Source organism: Phaeobacter sp. 11ANDIMAR09 (assembly GCF_001294455.1).
In the GTDB taxonomy this organism is placed as follows: Bacteria; Pseudomonadota; Alphaproteobacteria; order Rhodobacterales; family Rhodobacteraceae; genus Pseudophaeobacter.
The window spans coordinates 96,327-112,294 of sequence record NZ_LIKT01000003.1 but is presented as its reverse complement, the minus strand read 5'-3'; the positions used below and the strand labels follow the sequence as shown (position 1 = coordinate 112,294).

General features: G+C 60.0%; 14 protein-coding genes and 1 pseudogene. 7 read left to right on the top strand and 8 right to left on the bottom strand.

The annotated features are described in order from the left end of the window. The first annotated feature begins 4 nt into the window (after positions 1-4). Together AN476_RS03465 and AN476_RS03460 are read left to right on the top strand one after the other, a co-directional pair. Positions 5-1,123, top strand: a complete 1,119-nt coding sequence (locus tag AN476_RS03465; RefSeq protein WP_054459582.1) for a hypothetical protein — start codon at positions 5-7, stop codon at positions 1,121-1,123. Between the two features lie 121 nt (positions 1,124-1,244). Beyond that, positions 1,245-2,217 (top strand): annotated as a pseudogene (locus AN476_RS03460) (IS5 family transposase). A 153-nt stretch (positions 2,218-2,370) separates the two neighbouring features. Here AN476_RS03460 and AN476_RS03455 read toward each other — a convergent pair. Both AN476_RS03455 and AN476_RS03450 read right to left on the bottom strand, forming a co-directional pair. Then, on the bottom strand, positions 2,371-3,834 hold the full coding sequence (locus AN476_RS03455; protein ID WP_054459581.1) for a cobyric acid synthase: 1,464 nt from the start codon (positions 3,832-3,834) through the stop codon (positions 2,371-2,373). 251 nt (positions 3,835-4,085) lie between these two features. Further along, positions 4,086-4,403, bottom strand: coding sequence for a DUF6280 family protein (locus AN476_RS03450; protein WP_009811619.1), 318 nt, complete (start codon positions 4,401-4,403; stop codon positions 4,086-4,088). A 218-nt stretch (positions 4,404-4,621) separates the two neighbouring features. Here AN476_RS03450 and efp point away from each other — a divergent pair, with 218 nt between their 5' ends. After that, positions 4,622-5,185: an elongation factor P gene (gene efp, locus AN476_RS03445; RefSeq protein ID WP_054459580.1), complete on the top strand. Its 564-nt coding sequence runs from the start codon at positions 4,622-4,624 to the stop codon at positions 5,183-5,185. 161 nt (positions 5,186-5,346) lie between these two features. Here efp and AN476_RS03440 read toward each other — a convergent pair whose 3' ends face one another. Both AN476_RS03440 and AN476_RS03435 read right to left on the bottom strand, forming a co-directional pair. Beyond that, positions 5,347-5,910, bottom strand: a complete 564-nt coding sequence (locus tag AN476_RS03440; protein ID WP_054459579.1) for a hypothetical protein — start codon at positions 5,908-5,910, stop codon at positions 5,347-5,349. A gap of 153 nt (positions 5,911-6,063) precedes the next feature. Next, on the bottom strand, positions 6,064-6,807 hold the full coding sequence (locus AN476_RS03435; protein ID WP_054459720.1) for a folate-binding protein YgfZ: 744 nt from the start codon (positions 6,805-6,807) through the stop codon (positions 6,064-6,066). A gap of 139 nt (positions 6,808-6,946) precedes the next feature. Here AN476_RS03435 and AN476_RS03430 point away from each other — a divergent pair, with 139 nt between their 5' ends. After that, positions 6,947-7,627 (top strand): TIGR04283 family arsenosugar biosynthesis glycosyltransferase, encoded by a 681-nt coding sequence (locus AN476_RS03430; protein ID WP_054459578.1) that lies wholly within the window; start codon positions 6,947-6,949, stop codon positions 7,625-7,627. A 46-nt stretch (positions 7,628-7,673) separates the two neighbouring features. Here the strand turns inward: AN476_RS03430 and AN476_RS03425 are convergent, their stop codons facing one another. Next, positions 7,674-9,560, bottom strand: a complete 1,887-nt coding sequence (locus AN476_RS03425) for an ABC transporter ATP-binding protein (RefSeq protein WP_054459577.1) — start codon at positions 9,558-9,560, stop codon at positions 7,674-7,676. A gap of 279 nt (positions 9,561-9,839) precedes the next feature. On the opposite strand from AN476_RS03425, the gene AN476_RS03420 reads away from it, so the two are divergent. Further along, the gene (locus AN476_RS03420) at positions 9,840-11,069 is read left to right on the top strand and encodes an alanine--glyoxylate aminotransferase family protein (protein WP_054459576.1); all 1,230 of its coding nucleotides are present in this window, start codon (positions 9,840-9,842) and stop codon (positions 11,067-11,069) included. Positions 11,070-11,206: 137 nt separating this feature from the next. On the opposite strand, the gene AN476_RS03415 is transcribed toward AN476_RS03420, so the two are convergent. Together AN476_RS03415 and AN476_RS03410 are read right to left on the bottom strand one after the other, a co-directional pair. Beyond that, complete coding sequence (locus tag AN476_RS03415; RefSeq protein WP_054459575.1) at positions 11,207-11,434, bottom strand: hypothetical protein; 228 nt, start codon at positions 11,432-11,434, stop codon at positions 11,207-11,209. Positions 11,435-11,573: 139 nt separating this feature from the next. Next, positions 11,574-12,689, bottom strand: coding sequence for a pyridoxal phosphate-dependent aminotransferase (locus tag AN476_RS03410; protein ID WP_054459719.1), 1,116 nt, complete (start codon positions 12,687-12,689; stop codon positions 11,574-11,576). A gap of 92 nt (positions 12,690-12,781) precedes the next feature. Here AN476_RS03410 and AN476_RS03405 point away from each other — a divergent pair, with 92 nt between their 5' ends. Both AN476_RS03405 and AN476_RS03400 read left to right on the top strand, forming a co-directional pair. Beyond that, complete coding sequence (locus AN476_RS03405; RefSeq protein WP_054459574.1) at positions 12,782-13,864, top strand: SMP-30/gluconolactonase/LRE family protein; 1,083 nt, start codon at positions 12,782-12,784, stop codon at positions 13,862-13,864. Between the two features lie 133 nt (positions 13,865-13,997). Next, a complete protein-coding gene (locus AN476_RS03400) occupies positions 13,998-14,783 on the top strand; it encodes a crotonase/enoyl-CoA hydratase family protein (RefSeq protein WP_054459573.1) in 786 nt (261 codons plus the stop codon). A 140-nt stretch (positions 14,784-14,923) separates the two neighbouring features. Here AN476_RS03400 and AN476_RS03395 read toward each other — a convergent pair whose 3' ends face one another. Further along, a complete protein-coding gene (locus tag AN476_RS03395; protein ID WP_054459572.1) occupies positions 14,924-15,883 on the bottom strand; it encodes an NAD(P)-dependent oxidoreductase in 960 nt (319 codons plus the stop codon). Between the last annotated feature and the right edge of the window lie 85 nt (positions 15,884-15,968).

Here is a 15,968-nt window from a genome sequence, read left to right as displayed (position 1 = left end):
TACAATGTCCGATCCTGTCACACAGGCTGAAATCGAAGATGTGCTGTCCTCCATCCGCCGTTTGGTGAGTGAAGACGGGCGTTCAGAGCCTGGCTCTGGCGCTGCGCGGGACGGGGGTGAACCCGACAAACAGCTGGTTTCGGGGGCATCCGCCTCGCAGCAGGTGATGTCACAGTCGACGTCACGCCTGGTCCTGACCCCTGCCTTGCGGGTGGCGGATGAGACCTCGGAGGGGAGCTTGGCTGAGGCAGAGCCCGCAGGCCAGGATGTCGGAATGGATATGGACCCAGACTCCTTTGACGCTGGGGCTGGGTACGACCCTCAGGATGAAGCGAATATGGACCTTGATGTCGATCCTGCAGAGGATCCGGCTGAAGTCTTGGCCTTTCGCCGCCATGAGGCCGCCGAAGTCGCAACGGCGCCCGCGCTTGGCGATCATGAGGATGCACTTGACGAGCCTGCGGCTGTGCCCGTGCCGGAGGATGTGGGCGCAGAACGGGTGGAATCTGCCCCCTGGCGTGATCCAGAGGCTACCCTATTTGGCGCCGTGGACACGCCGCCCCAGGAAGATGCAGAAAACACCGCAGAAGCACTGGTTGAGGACGCGTCACATACCGCTGCCAAGACGGTCGAGGCGGATCTTGAGCCTGAATGGCATGACGAGGGGCCTGAGGAGTTGGAGGGCAGCCAAAGAGTGTCGGCTGTGGTGCAGAAACTGGCCGAGCTGGAGGCCAAGGTGGCCCGTTCGGAGGGGCAGTGGGAGCCGGATGGCGATTCCAGGGATCCCTATGCTGGAACCAATATCGAAACCCTGGAATGGCAGGACCATGACGATGCTGAAGCCGTCGACGACGCGCCGTTGCAGCAGGATCAGGACCGCTCAGATGCTGGATTGGACGCGGAGTCTGTGTCACAGGAGGCCGCAACTGATGCGGCCCTGGAGGCTCTGGGCGCCTCGACTGGCGAGGATAGCTATCTTGATGAAGACAGCCTGCGCGAGTTGGTGGCCGACATTGTCCGCAGCGAATTGCAGGGAGCTCTGGGAGAGCGCATCACCCGCAATGTGCGCAAACTGGTCCGGCGTGAAATTCACCGCGCACTTGCGGCTCAGGACCTGATCTGACGAAGTCGCCAGTGCCAGTGCCAGTGCCTTTGAGCAATTGAAAGCGGGGGCTCCCGAGGCTTTGTTGCACAAATCGCCTGAGGGGATTCATTTTGTGAATCCAGCATGATAGCTGGAGACCATGAGCAGTTGGGCCCCTACAAAGTACAAGACCACGAACTGGTCGGCTTACAATGAAGCATTGAAGCGCCGCGGATCCCTTTCAATCTGGTTTGATCCTGAGATGACGTGGCCCCCGCCGCCAAGCGGCAAACGCGGGCGGCAGTGCCTATTCAGCGACGCTGCAATCCAGACTTGCCTGACGATAAAAGTGTTGTTTGGCCAGCCGCTCCGTCAGGCGACAGGCTTTGTTGAGAGCTTGCTGAAGTTGGTCGGGTTAGATTGGGCGGTGCCCGATTTCAGAACCCTTTGCCGCCGCCAGAAGGCGTTAAATGTGAACTTGGCCTATCGCGGTGGAAACGGCCCGCTGAACCTGTTGATTGATAGCACCGGCATCAAGACCGAAGGTGAAGGCGAGTGGAACGCCCGCAAGCATGGCGGACCCAAGCGACGCATTTGGCGCAAGATACATATCGGGATCGATGAGGAAACGCTGGAGGTTCGCGCGGTTGAAGTGACAACCAGTAATGTCGGCGACGCGCCCATGATGCCCGAGTTGCTGAACCAAATCCCGTCCGATCAAGACATCGGGTCCGTCACCGCAGACGGAGCGTACGATACGCGCAAATGTCACGATGCAATTGCCAAGCGTGGTGCTCGTGCCGTCATTCCGCCACGCAAGAATGCCCAACATTTGCAGCCTACCAGCGCGGGAGCCGTTGCCCGGAATGAAGCAGTCAATGCGTCGCGATACCTTGGTCGCGCCATCTGGAGAAAGTGGAGCGGCGACCACCGCCGAAGTCGCGTCGAAACCACCCTCTCGGGATCATGCTTTGCATAACCCTGCCGGGCAGCGGATGCACTGTGTGAAATTACTCGGCCAATCCTTGATGTCGCGAGACTTCGATAGGCAGGTCGCAGAGATCCAGATCCGCATTGACGTGCTCAATCGCTACACCGCTATTGGCACACCCATCACAGAGCCCGTAGGATAAGTCCGTCCGGGGAAAGGGGAAGATCGACCTTCAACCGATTTGGGCGGGAGCCGCGCCGCGCTGACGCGCGGCGCGGCTCGAGGTCCTGCAAGACCAGTGGGGAGGCCAATGCCAGGGCGAATGGCGACGTGCGCTGTTTGCGGGGCGGAGAGGTCAGGAACTGGCAGGGATTGGGGTGGCAAGGGACAGGAGCTGATCCAGGTCCATATGTTGTTCCAGATGATCCGCCAGCGCATCCAGAGTGTCTTCGACGCTGTTGTCATATTGGGTGGCACTGTCATAGCCTAGCCCGGACAGAAACTGCGCGCGAAAGGCATCTGCGCTGAACAGCCCGTGCAGATAGGAGCCCTGCACACGCCCATCCGCGGAGGCCGCACCTTCCAACCGGTCGCCAATCTTGAGCCACCCACGGGCGCAATCCGGGCCTGTTGTGCGCCCCATGTGGATTTCATAGCCGCGAACCGGCAGGTCATCCGCAAGGCTTGTGGCATCGGTCAGGGTGACCTGCTTTTCCTCGGACATCACGGTGTGCACATCCAGCAGTCCCAGGCCAGCCACCTTGGTTGCGGCCCCTTCCACCCCCATTGGGTCATCAATTGTTTTGCCCAGCATCTGATAGCCCCCACAGAGCCCCATCACATGGCCGCCGCGCCGGTGATGGGCCAGGATGTCAATGTCCCAACCCTGGGCCCGCAGATAGGCAAGGTCGCCAATGGTGGACTTGCTGCCCGGGATCAGTACCAGATCCGCATCTCCCGGCAGGGCGCGCCCCGGAGGGATGATTTCAACGGTGACCTCGGGTTCGGCGGCCAGCGGGTCCAGGTCGTCAAAATTGGCCATACGCTCCAGCTGGGGCACCACGACCTTGCAGGCGCCGCCCCTGCGCGAGGCGATATCCATCATGTCTTCGGCGGGCAGTTTCCAGGCCTCCCAGAACCAGGGGATCACCCCCAGCGAGGGCCAGCCGGTACGCTGAGCGATATCATCTCGGCCAGCATCAAACAGGCTGACGTCACCGCGAAACCGGTTCACGGCAAAGCCGACAATACGGTCTAGATCTGCCTGCTCGAGCACCTCCCTGGTGCCGACAACCTGGGCAATGACGCCGCCACGATGGATGTCGCCCACCAGAACAACCGGGGCCTGCACAGCGCAGGCAAAGCCCATATTGGCAATATCGCCTTTGCGCAGGTTGGTCTCTGCCGGAGAGCCTGCGCCTTCGATCAAGATCAGATCCATGCCCTGTGCCAGCCGGTGGTAGCTCTCCAGCGCGGCCTCCATCAGTCCGGTCTTGTCACGCATAAAGGACCCCGCCGCCTGGGTGCCACGACGCTTGCCCTGAACAATCACCTGAGCGCCGGTATCGGTTTCGGGTTTCAACAGCACCGGGTTCATGTCCACATGCGGATCTAATCCGGCAGCGCGGGCCTGAAGCGCCTGCGCCCGGCCGATTTCGCCGCCCTGGGGGGTGACGGCCGCATTGTTGGACATGTTCTGGGACTTGAATGGCGCCACCTTTAACCCGCGGCGGGAAAAGGCCCGTGCCAACCCGGCCACAAGCAGCGATTTTCCGACATTGCTGCCAGTGCCCTGTATCATCAGTGCGCGTGCTGTCATGACCTTCTCCCCGTGGTGCTTACGTCTTCTCCGTGTGATTGCCGATTGCAGTCCAGAGGAAAAGCACTTTCTGGATCAGGCTAATAAAATCGCCGGGCAGGGCGTGGCAAAATCCGCCCCTGAGCGTGCTATGAGCGACAGTCTATGGGGGGAGGCTCGTGAGGTGGGGGCAAAAGAAAAACGCGCCCCCCAGGACGCGCTTTTCTTTCGATCAGTGATCATTTTGTCCGGCCCTTTGGGCCTGGTCAGCTTCAGGCCGCTTCAGCCTGGGCTGCGTTGCGACGTTCGCTTTCTTCGCGCGACAGAGCAACGGAGGTCCGGACACCCCGACCAACAAAATCCATCAGCCCACCAACAACCCGCTCATTGGGGTCAATGCCAGCACAGCTCAGCACTTCGCGCCCATCGCGCGAGCGTGCCCAGCGGGCAATCTGTTCGGGACCATTGCCATATTTTTTATCATCGGCAATGGCATCATCCAACGCGGCCAGCACAACAGCAGCAAAGAGCTTGCGTGCTCTGTTGCCCTGCTCATTATTGTACGCGGTGCCGTCAACGAAATCTCGCATCCCGTTTCCTTTATTGTTCTTGCTATTGCAATTCTCGGCGTGGCGTTCCTTATGACGGAACTGTGACGATTCGGGTAGCCTGTATCTGCATAACTTCCATGCAAAAAATGCATAGCTTTGTCGGTACATCCACGAGATATCGTTGTCTTGCCAGCCGGGAGTACGACAGATATAGGGAGGCTTAATATATCATCAACCTTCCCAGATGGATTTTTCAGATGCCCAAGATCAATGGTAACGAGATCCGCCCCGGCAATGTTCTGGAGCATAACGACGGTCTTTGGGCCGCAGTCAAGGTCGATCACGTAAAGCCCGGTAAAGGTGGTGCTTTTGCCCAGGTTGAAATGCGCAACCTGCGCAATGGTTCCAAACTGAACGAACGTTTCCGCAGCGCCGACAAGGTTGAGCGCGTGCGTTTGGAGCAAAAAGACCAGCAGTTTCTCTATGAGAGCGACGGCATGTTGGTCTTTATGGATACCGAAACCTACGAGCAGATCGAACTTCCCGCCGAGCTCTTGGGGGATCGCCGCCCCTTCTTGCAGGATGGGATGACAATTGTCGTCGAGTTTTACGACGAAGAGGCCCTGAACGCCACGGTGCCACAAAAAGTGGTCTGCAAGATCGTTGAGACTGAGCCGGTGGTGAAGGGTCAAACCGCCGCCAACTCCTTTAAGCCGGCGATCCTGGACAATGGCGTCAAGGTCATGGTGCCCCCCTTTGTGGGCCAGGATGAGATGATCGTGGTCAATACCGATACCATGGACTACTCCGAGCGCGCCTAAACCGGACCCTTGCCGAGAATTCAGCCCCCGCAGGTCTTTGCAGCCTGCGGGGGCTTTTGTTTGTCTGGTTTATGGTGCGTGAAACCTCGCAAAACCCCGCAACAGGTGGTTCCGCATATCCTGCCTGCCCTGCAGGAAGGGGCGGCAAAAAAGGTTGAGCACTACTGTTTCGGGCTTGGAAGCTCGATACTAAATCCGCATTCATCCATCATCTTGCCATAGGCGGCCGTGAAGCCACGCAGGGAGGCCTGCATGATCGGCACACCGGGGCCATAGGGTTGCACCGTGCGGATGTCGATGCTCTGGCCGGCCTTCATCCACAGCAGCATATTGACGGTGTCCTGCCAGCGGGGCGCGGTCTCGGAATGGGCAAAGCCATCTGCATCAAAATAGCCATTGGCAATGCCATAGAAGGCAGCCTGTTGATCAAAGACAAAGCCCACTGCCTGACCATTCTGGGCCAAAGTCGGATGGCCGCGAATGGCGGATTCGCGCAGGGTTGGCTTTGGATAGTCATCTGGTGGTCCGCCATCCAGACTATAGACCGAAAGGCTCAGCGACGGGATGCCGTCGCCGCCTGTTAGCGCGGTGCAGGTCTGGCTGCTATGCTCGCTGGTTTCCTGGGTCTCAACAAAAACGCGCCAATTGCCGAACTCCCAATATTGGGCAGCAGCGGGAAGAGGCAACAGAAAGGTCAGGGCAAGGGTGAGACAGGAACGGTGCATGGGCTCTCCGAAGTGAATGGTCCAGATAGGGGCTCCCGCCGCCGCCGAGGTGACGGAGAGGGCGAAACCTGGCATAGGCTTCGCCGCAAAGTGGAAACAAAGAGATAACAGCTCGGAGAAAAAATGCAAAAGGAACCGAGACCTTAGCAAGGATCAGGATGGGGCAGGCATCCAGTTGATCTGTGCTTCACCGGCGCTCATTTCTCCCTTGGCGCGATCAAATCGCAGATAGGCGATCGCCCGGCCACCGGTTTGGGAAAACACTGTGCCAACCACTTTGTCACCGGCCAAGATGTCGCTGCCGACGGGTGCCTGGCCTGTGATCTCGACCTGGCGCAACCCTTTGCGCAGCTCGGTTTTGTGCTTCATCCGGGCGGTGACCTCCTGGCCGACATAACAGCCCTTACGGAAATCCACTCCGTTCAGGGTCTCGAAGCCGGCTTCCAGAATGTAGCTGTCCGGTCCCAGTTCGATGCCACTACGGGGAATGCAGTGGGCGACATGCAGGGCCTCCCAGTCGCTGCCGTCCTCACCGGCCTCGGGTCCGATCAACCGCCAGCCCAGATCGGCATGACGTGGATCTGTCAGTGCACCTGCCGGGGCCGGGCCGGTGCCGCGTTTGATCTGGAGGTCGGTCTCGGTGATTTCGACCTTGGCGCGCAGGCGGTACATGGTCAGACGTTTCAGCAGAGCGTCGGCCTGTTCCCCATCCGCATCCAGCAGCACGTCATCTCCATCGGCGGCCAGAAAGAAATCAGCGATGTATTTCCCCTGGGGTGTCAGCAGTGCAGCATAGACCAGTCCTTGATCGATCTTGGTGATGTCATTGGTAATCAGCCCCTGCAGAAAATCGCGGGTATCAGGCCCGGTCAGGCGAAGGATCTTGCGCGCGCGCATGGCGTGGTCTCCAGAGGGGGCCCGGCTGAGGAATGTGCGGGCGGTGACAGAAATCTGAATGTGGCTCTGCCGCACGGGCATGGCCAAGTCCGGTTTCAGTGATATAGGAATGAAGCCCGAGTTGAACCAGGAAAACACCATGCCCGCGCCGATTTCAGTTGTGATCCCAACCTTGAATGCGGCTACTGAGCTGCCGGACAGTCTGGCAGCACTGATGGAGGGGCTCTCCGAGGGGTTGATCCGGGAGGTGGTGATCAGCGATGGAGGCTCACAGGACGCAACACTGAAATTGGTCGACGAGGTCGGAGCGGAGGTGATCTGTGGAGCGGCCTCACGCGGCGGGCAGCTGCGGCGGGGCTGTGCCGCGGCGCGTGGTGGGTGGCTATTGGTGCTGCACGCAGATACGGTGCTGGCCCCAGGCTGGGCCTCGGTGGTGGCAGATCACATCCAGCAAGAGCAGGCTGAGCCTGCCTATTTTCAGTTAAAATTTCGCGCGAGAGGTGGCCAACCTGCGCTGGTGGCGGGCTGGGCCAATCTGCGGGCGCGCCTCTTTGGTTTGCCCTACGGGGATCAAGGGTTGCTGGTGTCGCGCGCCGCCTATCTGGCGGCAGGTGAATACCCGGATCAGCCGCTGATGGAGGATGTAGCTCTGGTGCGACGGCTGCGGCCCTTGAAATCCCTGCCGGTGATCGCCCTGACCAGCGCTGTGCGCTATCAGCGTGACGGCTGGCTGCGCCGGGGTGTGCGCAACCTCTGGACTCTGGCGCGCTATTTTCTTGGCGTCGATCCGCAAAAACTGGCGCGGGACTATCAGAAATAGCCCCGGCCGATGGCTTGGAAAGCTGGGCTGAACCGAGTGTGTTGGATCAACCCAGGAGCCGTGTGATCAGCCGCCGGACCCACCCTGTTGGGGCCGTTTTCTCGGAGGCCATAGTCGCAGGGATCTGGGCTGCGATGCCTTTGGGATCCAGCAGGGTTTTGCCGTCTTGAAACTGCAGGCGGTAGAGATCGGCGTAGATGCCGCCACGTTCCAACAGCTCGTCGTGGGTGCCCTGATCCGCCACTTGGCCCCGCTCCATGACGATGATCTTATCGGCATTGCGGACAGTGGAGAGGCGGTGGGCAATCACCAGAGTGGTGCGCCCGCCTGAGAGGCTGTCCAGCGCCTGTTGCACCACCTTTTCGGATTGGGCATCCAGGGCCGAAGTGGCCTCATCAAGTAACAAAATAGGCGTGTTACGCAGGAGCGCGCGGGCAATGACCACCCGCTGGCGTTGACCGCCCGACAGGGCGGAGCCACGAGGACCCACCAGCGTATCCAGCCCATGGGGTAGTTTTTCCAGAAAATCCGCCACATGCGAGGCGTCCAGCGCCTTTTGCAGCGCCTCTTCGCTGACGTCCTGACGCCCTAGGACTATGTTTTCACGCAGGGTTTCATCAAACAGAAGACCCTCTTGGGTCACCACAGAAAACAACCCGCGCAGATCGTCCGTATCAAGGTCAGCAACATTGGTATCGTTGATCTGTACCGCGCCGGATTGAGGGTCGACCATGCGGGTTAGCAGGTTGAAGATCGTGGATTTACCAGCGCCAGAAGCGCCAACCAGAGCGGTGGTTTTCCCGGCCTCAGCTTCCAGCGTCAAACTGCGCAGGATCTCAGCCTCCCCGTAGTTCAGGTTTACTGCGTTTAGGTGAATACTGGGCAGACCTTTGGGGGCGGCTTGGGGGTTTTGCGGCGAGGTCAGCAGGATCGGCGCATCCATCAGCGCCTTGATCCGCTCCAATGCCGCAGCAGCGGCCTGCCAAACCCCCGAGATATTGGCCAAGCGGCGCATCGGTTCAAAGGAGAGGCCAATCGAGGTGAAAAAGCTCATGAACTGGCCGACGGTTTTCTCTCCTGAAATGATTTCAGAGCCACCATAGAGCAGCACGGCCATAAAACCGACGCCGGCCATGATATCGGTCATGCCGGAAATCGCTGAGGTGCCAAAGGCGGCTTTGACCTCCGCCTTGACAAAGCTGTCGGTATGATTGGAAAACCGACCCAGCTGATAGTCTTCGAGCTTGTTCAATTTGATTGGCACAATGCCGTGAAAGATCTCGTCCAGACGCGTGGCCAGAGCAGCACCAAGATCGCGCGCTTCAGAGGCTTTACGGCGGACGTATTTTTGTAGCAGCGAAATGGGCAGCAGCAGTCCCGGCACCCCAATGAGCAGGATCAGGGTCCAGCGCCAGTCAATGCTGACGGCGACGCTGAGCACGGCCACCAGAGCCACCAGATCGCGGCCCGCGCCAGTGATCATCGCCTGCCAGACAGCATTGATGGCACCCACATCGGTTTGCACCCGTTGCAGCAAGAGCCCAGGTGCATGGGACTGGTGAAACGAGGGATCCTGCCGGATCAGCCGCGCCAGCATGTCCTTGCGCAGCCGCGCAGCTGAGCTCTGCGAAACCTTGCTCAGCAGGACCTTTTGGGTGACGCTGGAAATGCCACGCATAGAGAAGATGCCCAAAAAGGCCAGACTGACCCAGAACAGGGCACTCGTATTGCCTGCGACAAAGACCAGATCAAACATTGGCTGCATCATGTAGCCAAGTGCGCCCATGGTGGCACCTTCGATGAGCATGAAGATCACCGCGACCCCCAATAGACCCATATAGTGGCGCAGATAGCCGTGCCAAAGCCAGCCGAGCAGCTCGCGGGAGGAGGTGTGCTCTTGTTGCGCGTCAGAGGGGGTATGTTCAGTGCTCATGGTGGGATTGCTCGCCTGGAGAGCGTCGAAACTTAATTGTCATCTGGCGCCTTCTCGTCACTTGATCGCGCCATTTAAGCAGCTCATGGCCGGGGTGCAAGCGTTCTGCTGCTCCTCATGGCGGGCATTCCCCCGGCGCTGAGAGGGGGCGCCGGGTTGCGCGGGGGGATTTTCCGCAATTGACCTCGGCTGCACTCTGGCTAGGGTTGCGGCAAGATCAACCTGATTGTGGGCTGCCAGAGGCGAGCGGCGGCCCCGATCCCATGTGGGATAGAAAAGATGCGTGCACCAGCAAACCCATCGGGCGGGCGGCCCTATCTGGCAATTCCGGGCCCTTCTGTGATCCCGGACCCGGTCCTGCAGGCGATGCATCGCCCCTCGCCCAATATCTATGCCGGGGAGCTGTTGACCCTCACGGACAGTCTGGTTCCGGATCTCAAGGCGGTGGCCGGAACCGCGCATCACGTGGCGATTTATATTGCCAATGGCCATGGTGCCTGGGAAGCGGCGCTGATGAACACCCTGCAGCCGGGGGACAGGGTGCTAGTGCCGGTCTCGGGGCGTTTTGCCATCGGCTGGTCGGAAATGGCCGAGGCTCTGGGCATTGAGGTCGAACTGATCGATTTTGGCACCGCAGCGGGGTGGGAGCTATCCCGGGTGTCAGAGCGTTTGTCGGCGGATCGCGCGCATGAGATCAAAGCCGTTCTTGGCGTGCATGTCGACACCTCCAGCTCCATTCGTAATGATGTTGCAGCTTTGCGGGCTGTGCTGAATGAGGCGCAGCATCCGGCCCTGCTGATGGCGGATTGCATTGCCTCCCTGGGCTGCGACCGGTTTGAGATGGATGCCTGGGGCGTGGATGTCATGGTTTCGGCCAGCCAGAAGGGGCTGATGACCCCGGCTGGTGTGAGCTTTGTCTTTTTCAATGACAAGGCGGCAGCGGCGCGTGCCAGGTTGCCGCGGATCAGCCGCTATTGGGATTGGAGCCCGCGCGCCAATCCGCAGGAGTTCTATCAGTATTTTGGCGGCACCGCGCCAACCCATCACCTATATGGGCTGCGCGCGGCCTTGGATCTGATCCATGGGGAAGGGCTGGAGCAGGTCTGGGCCCGTCACGCGCGTCTGGCCAGGACAATCTGGGCGGCCTGCGCGGCCTGGGGGCATATTGATGTGCCCGAGCAGGGGCTGCAAATGAATGTAGCGGAGCCCGCGCTGCGCTCGCATGCGGTGACCGCGCTGCGCCTGCCAGCGCCACGGGCCAGTGATCTGCGCCAGTGGTTGGAGCAACACCTCGGCTTGACGCTTGGGATCGGGCTGGGCTTGGCGCCGCCGGATAGCCCGGAGTGGCACGGTCATTTCCGCCTGGGCCATATGGGCCACGTGAATGGTCATATGATCATGGGGCTGTTGGGCGGTATAGAGACAGGGCTGCAGGCGCTGGAAATCCCGCATGGGGAAGGCGCGCTTGCGGCTGCTGCACAGGTGCTGGCCGAGACTACACCCGCCTAAACCCGACAAGCCAATTTAACTGCGCGCCTTTATGTGGCGGCCCATTCCCAGGGGCACCCCAAGGCCGAGAATGGTTACTAGCCCTGCTCTGGATGTGTAGAGGCCAGGGCGCGCAGCGCTTATTGCCGGATGAGTCTTTACGATTCGCGGTGTTGCAGGTGGTCTTCGAGACGATCAATGAGGTGGTTGAGAAACAGCGCAAAGATCAGCACCGGGACCATTCCAAACAGCATCCACCCTGCAAAGAACACCCACATCAGGTTCAGGCCCACAAAGGAAAGCGCGGCGGCAAAGAGATCAATCGGCGCCTGCGATTGGGCTGCTTGGGGCTGTGGGGAATTCCTGTTGTCCTTTTGATGGTCCATGGCCTGTCCTCCTGGATAACTCCCGGTAAAACCTAGCGCGAAAATGGTGAAAGTCCGGTAAAACTACCAAAAATTCTCCTGAGGCTAAGGAGGGGGCCCGTGTCAGCGGCTGCAGTCGGCGGAGGCGGTGCCAGGGGCTTTAGCTGTGGGTCTTGCGGGCTGCTGCAAGGGCAACAGGCAGAGCTTTGGCAAAAAGGGCGAGATCGGCCTCGGGACCACAGCTCACCCGGATGCAGCGGTTTTGGGGCGCGGCAAAGGGCATGCGGACAAAGATATTCTGCTCCAGAAGCGAGTCCAGGACCGCTTTGGCAAAGGCGCCATCGCAGCCACAGTCAATGGCCACAAAATTGGTGGCTGAGGGCAGGGCGGTAAGCCCATTGTCCGCCGCAATCTGTGAGATGCGATTGCGCGCGGTGGTGATTTCAACCTGCACATGGGCCAGCCATTTCTGATCTGTCAGAGCGGCCAGCGCCCCGGCCTGGGCTGCGCGGTTCATACCAAAATGGTTGCGCACTTTGTTGAAGGCCTGGATCAGATCCTGCTGGGCCAGCGCATAACCGACGCGGGCCCCGGCCATGCCATAGGCTTTGGAAAAGGTGCGCATGCGGATCACGCGTGGGTCATGGATATCCACCGGTGCTGCGGTGCCTTTGGGCGCGCATTCCACATAGGCTTCGTCCAATAACAGCAAGCAGCCTTCGGGCAACGCCTCCAGAGCATCAACGATGTCTTGTCCTCGGTGCCAGCTGCCCATTGGGTTGTCGGGATTGGCCAGATAGACCAGTTTGGCATTGACCGCGCCTGCCTTGGCCATGAGCGCCTGAATGTCTTCATGGTCGTCCCGATAGGGGACCATATGCAGCTCACCGCCAAATCCGGCCACATGATAGTTAAAAGTGGGGTAGGCCCCCTGTGAGGTGACAACCGCGTCACCGGAACCAACCAGCAGCCGCACCAGATAGCCCAGCAGCCCGTCGATGCCTTCGCCGACCATGATGTTTTGCGCCGGAACATTGTGATGCGCGGCCAGAGCCTGGATCAGATCATAGCTCTGGGCATCGCCATATTTCCAAATTTGCTCAGCGGCCTGCTGCATGGCTTTGATCGCCAGTGGAGAGGGGCCAAAGATGTTCTCATTGGCACCCAGCCGGGCGGCATAGGCTTTGCCACGGCTGCGCTCCTGGGTTTCTGGCCCCACAAAGGGCACGGTGGAGGGCAGGGATTGGGCAAGCGGGGTGTAGCGAGGCGTTTTCATGCGGCGCAGATACCGCAGTTTGCCCTGTTGCAGCAAGACTTGCGTGTCGTCGCAACCTAAAGCAGAATGCGGCGAACCATTGGAGGGGCGTGATGAAAAAGATCTTGTTGGCGGCGATTGTGCTGGGGCTGGGCTATCTGGCCTTTTGGCCAATCCCCCTGCGCCCAGAGGTCTATGAACCTCTTCAGGCACCTGGGTTTACCGGTGATTTTGAAAGCAACGATGCCATGGCTGCGCTGGAGCAGGTTTTGATGCCCGAGGGAGCCCGCGGCCCGGAGGATCTGGCGGTAATGCCAGATGGCCGCGTCTATACCACCGACCTTGCGGGCAAACTCTATCGCATTGACGGCGCGGTTCCCGAATTCATCGAGGATCTGGGGGGGCGTCCGCTGGGGCTCAAGGTGGGACCGGATGGAGCGCTTTACATTGCCGACAGCTATCGGGGCATTCTGCGCTGGACTGGTCCGGGCAGTCTGGAGACCCTGGTAACAGAGGTCGAGGGGGCGCCGCTGATCTATGCCAATCAGCTTGAGGTGGCCCGCGACGGGACGATCTATTTCTCCAACTCGACCGATCGGTTTGACCCGGAGGTTCTTGGAGGCACCAAACCCACCTCTGTCATGGCGGTTTGGGAGCAATCAAACAGCGGCTATGTGGCGCGCCGCCTGCCGGATGGGCGGGTGGAAAAGATTGCCAACGGTTTTGTCTATACCAATGGGATCGCCCTGTCGCAGGCGGAGGATTTCCTGTTGATTGCTGAAACCGGCCGGGCGCGTGTTCATAAGCATTGGTTGACTGGCGAGCAGGCCGGAGAGACCGAGCTGTTTTTGGGCAATCTCCCCGGCTATCCGGACAATCTGGAGGCGCAGGGTGATGGCACGTTCTGGCTGGCTTTTGCCAGCCCGCGCCTCCCAGCGGAGAAGCTGATGCCCTATCCATTCCTGCGCCGGGTCATCTGGCGCTTGGGAGCACTGGCGCGCCCGGCTCCGGTGCATCGGGGTATGGTGATCCAGTTCGATGAAAGCGGTAGGATCCTGCGCAATTTGCAAGATCCATCGGGGCGGTTTGGTGTCACCACCAGTGCGTTGGAGGTGGGCGCGCACTTCTATGTCATGTCGCTGGATGGGCCCGGCTTTGGTCGCGGCCGGGTTGCCGATCTGCCGACCCGGCAGTGAGGGCAGCTCTGGGTGAGGTTTGATAGCCCAATCAGGAGGCGGGACGCCGGGGCATTTGCCCCGGCGTTATGCTGGATCATGCGGGGCAACCGGGGCAGTCTGTTGGCAAATGAAACAGGCTGGAGGTGCCACAATGGCGCGGGTTTGCGTTGAGATCAAAGACCATATTGCTCATGTCACGCTGACACGGGGCGATAAGATGAACGCCTTGGACGACGCCATGGTCAAGGGCATTCTGGGCGCCGCACAAGAGGTTGCGGCATCGGCGGCTCGAGTGGTGGTTTTGTCGGGGGAGGGTCAGAGCTTTTGCGCCGGGCTGGATCTGATGAGCTTTATGGCGATGGGCAAGGTCGATGCCGAGTCCTGGCTCATGGAACGCAGCCATCATGACGCCAATGAGATGCAGGAAGTCTCGATGGCTTGGCGCCGACTAGAGATCCCGGTGATTGCGGCGTTGCAGGGGGCTACCTATGGCGGTGGTCTGCAATTGGCGCTGGGCGCTGATATCCGCATTGCAGCACCTGATACCAAACTGGCGGTGATGGAGATGAAATGGGGCATCATCCCGGATATGGGCGGCATGGTGCTGTTGCCAAAACTGCTGCGTTCGGATGTGCTGCGTCAGCTCACCTATACCGCCACGCCGATTGGGGCAGAACAGGCGGAAGGCTGGGGGCTGGTGACATCGCTGGCCGAGGATCCATTGGCGGCAGCACAGGCGCTGGCGGCGGAGATCGCGGGCAAAGGTCCCAATGCCATCAAGGCCGCAAAACGGATGATTGAATTTGCCGAATCCGGGGCCTCGCAATCTGAGGTGCTGCTGCGCGAAAGTGCTGAACAGGTAAAGCTGATCGGCAAGCCCGAGCAGATGGAAGTGATTGCTGCCCAGATGCAAAAACGTCCGGCGGTCTTTAAATAGGATTTCTGCTTCCTATATGATTTAGAGCAGCCATCCCTCCCTGGCTGCTCTCGCTTTCTCAATTCCTTCAATGGGTTGAGCATGCCATTGGCGGCATCAGATCCCTGGTGCCGCCACAAATTTTCCGAGCTCTTGCCGAACTATTCAGCCGCCAGTTTGCCCTGGGGAATGACCTCATATCCGGGCTCCTCTGGCTCGTCATCGGTCATTTCAGGCGGGAATCCGGGGGCCAGGATTGACAGGCCGGTGGCATCTTCGAGGCGGCGGATGATATTGGGCGACAGCTCGCGCTCGCCGTATTTGGCAATGCCATCTTCAAAGATCTGCACCATCATCGGACTGATCTCCAAGGGCACATTATTGCGTTCGGCAATTTCCTGGAACAGGCCGACGTCCTTTTTCACCAGATCCATGGTAAAGGAAATATCGCGGCTGCCGTTCAGGATCACCTGGCTTTCGGTGACATGGCTAAAGGAATTGCCCGAGCTGATCTTGATCGCCTCATAGGCCGTGTTGAGATCCATGCCCGCGGCCTTGGCGGTGACCAGGGCTTCGGCATTGGCCACCAGATGCACCGTGGCCAGATAGTTGGTCAGCACCTTCAAGACCGAAGCCGAGCCAAGTTCGCCGGTGTGCAGGATGCGCCGGCCCATAGTGGTGAGGAAGGGCAGGATGCGCTCAAAGGTGGCCCGGTCACAACCGGCAAAGATGGCAATATTGCCGGTGTCCGCGCGGTGACAGCCACCGGAGACCGGGCAATCCACTGCGGCACCACCGGCTTCGATGACCATGCCCCCCAGACGCTTTGCCTCGGCTTCGTCGGTGGTGGACATCTCCATCCAGATCTTGCCCTGCGTGACCTCGGGCAGCATGTCCTGCATCACCGCATCCGAAGCCGCAGGCGAGGGCAGGCAGGTGATCACCGCATCGCAGTCGCGCATCAGCTGGGCGGGACCGTCGCCCGCCTTGGCTCCCTTGGCGACAAAAGTCTCCACCAGGTCGGGGTTGAGGTCATAGACGGTCAGGTCAACGCCATTACGCAGCAGCGATCCCGACAGTTTGTGGCCCACATTGCCAAGGCCAATAAATCCAACTTTCATGCCAAGTCTCCTCCTGTTTGGTCTCCCGGCGGCAGGCGCGCGGGAGCATCTGTTCTGAAACCGAAGAAACTCCGGGACATGGGGA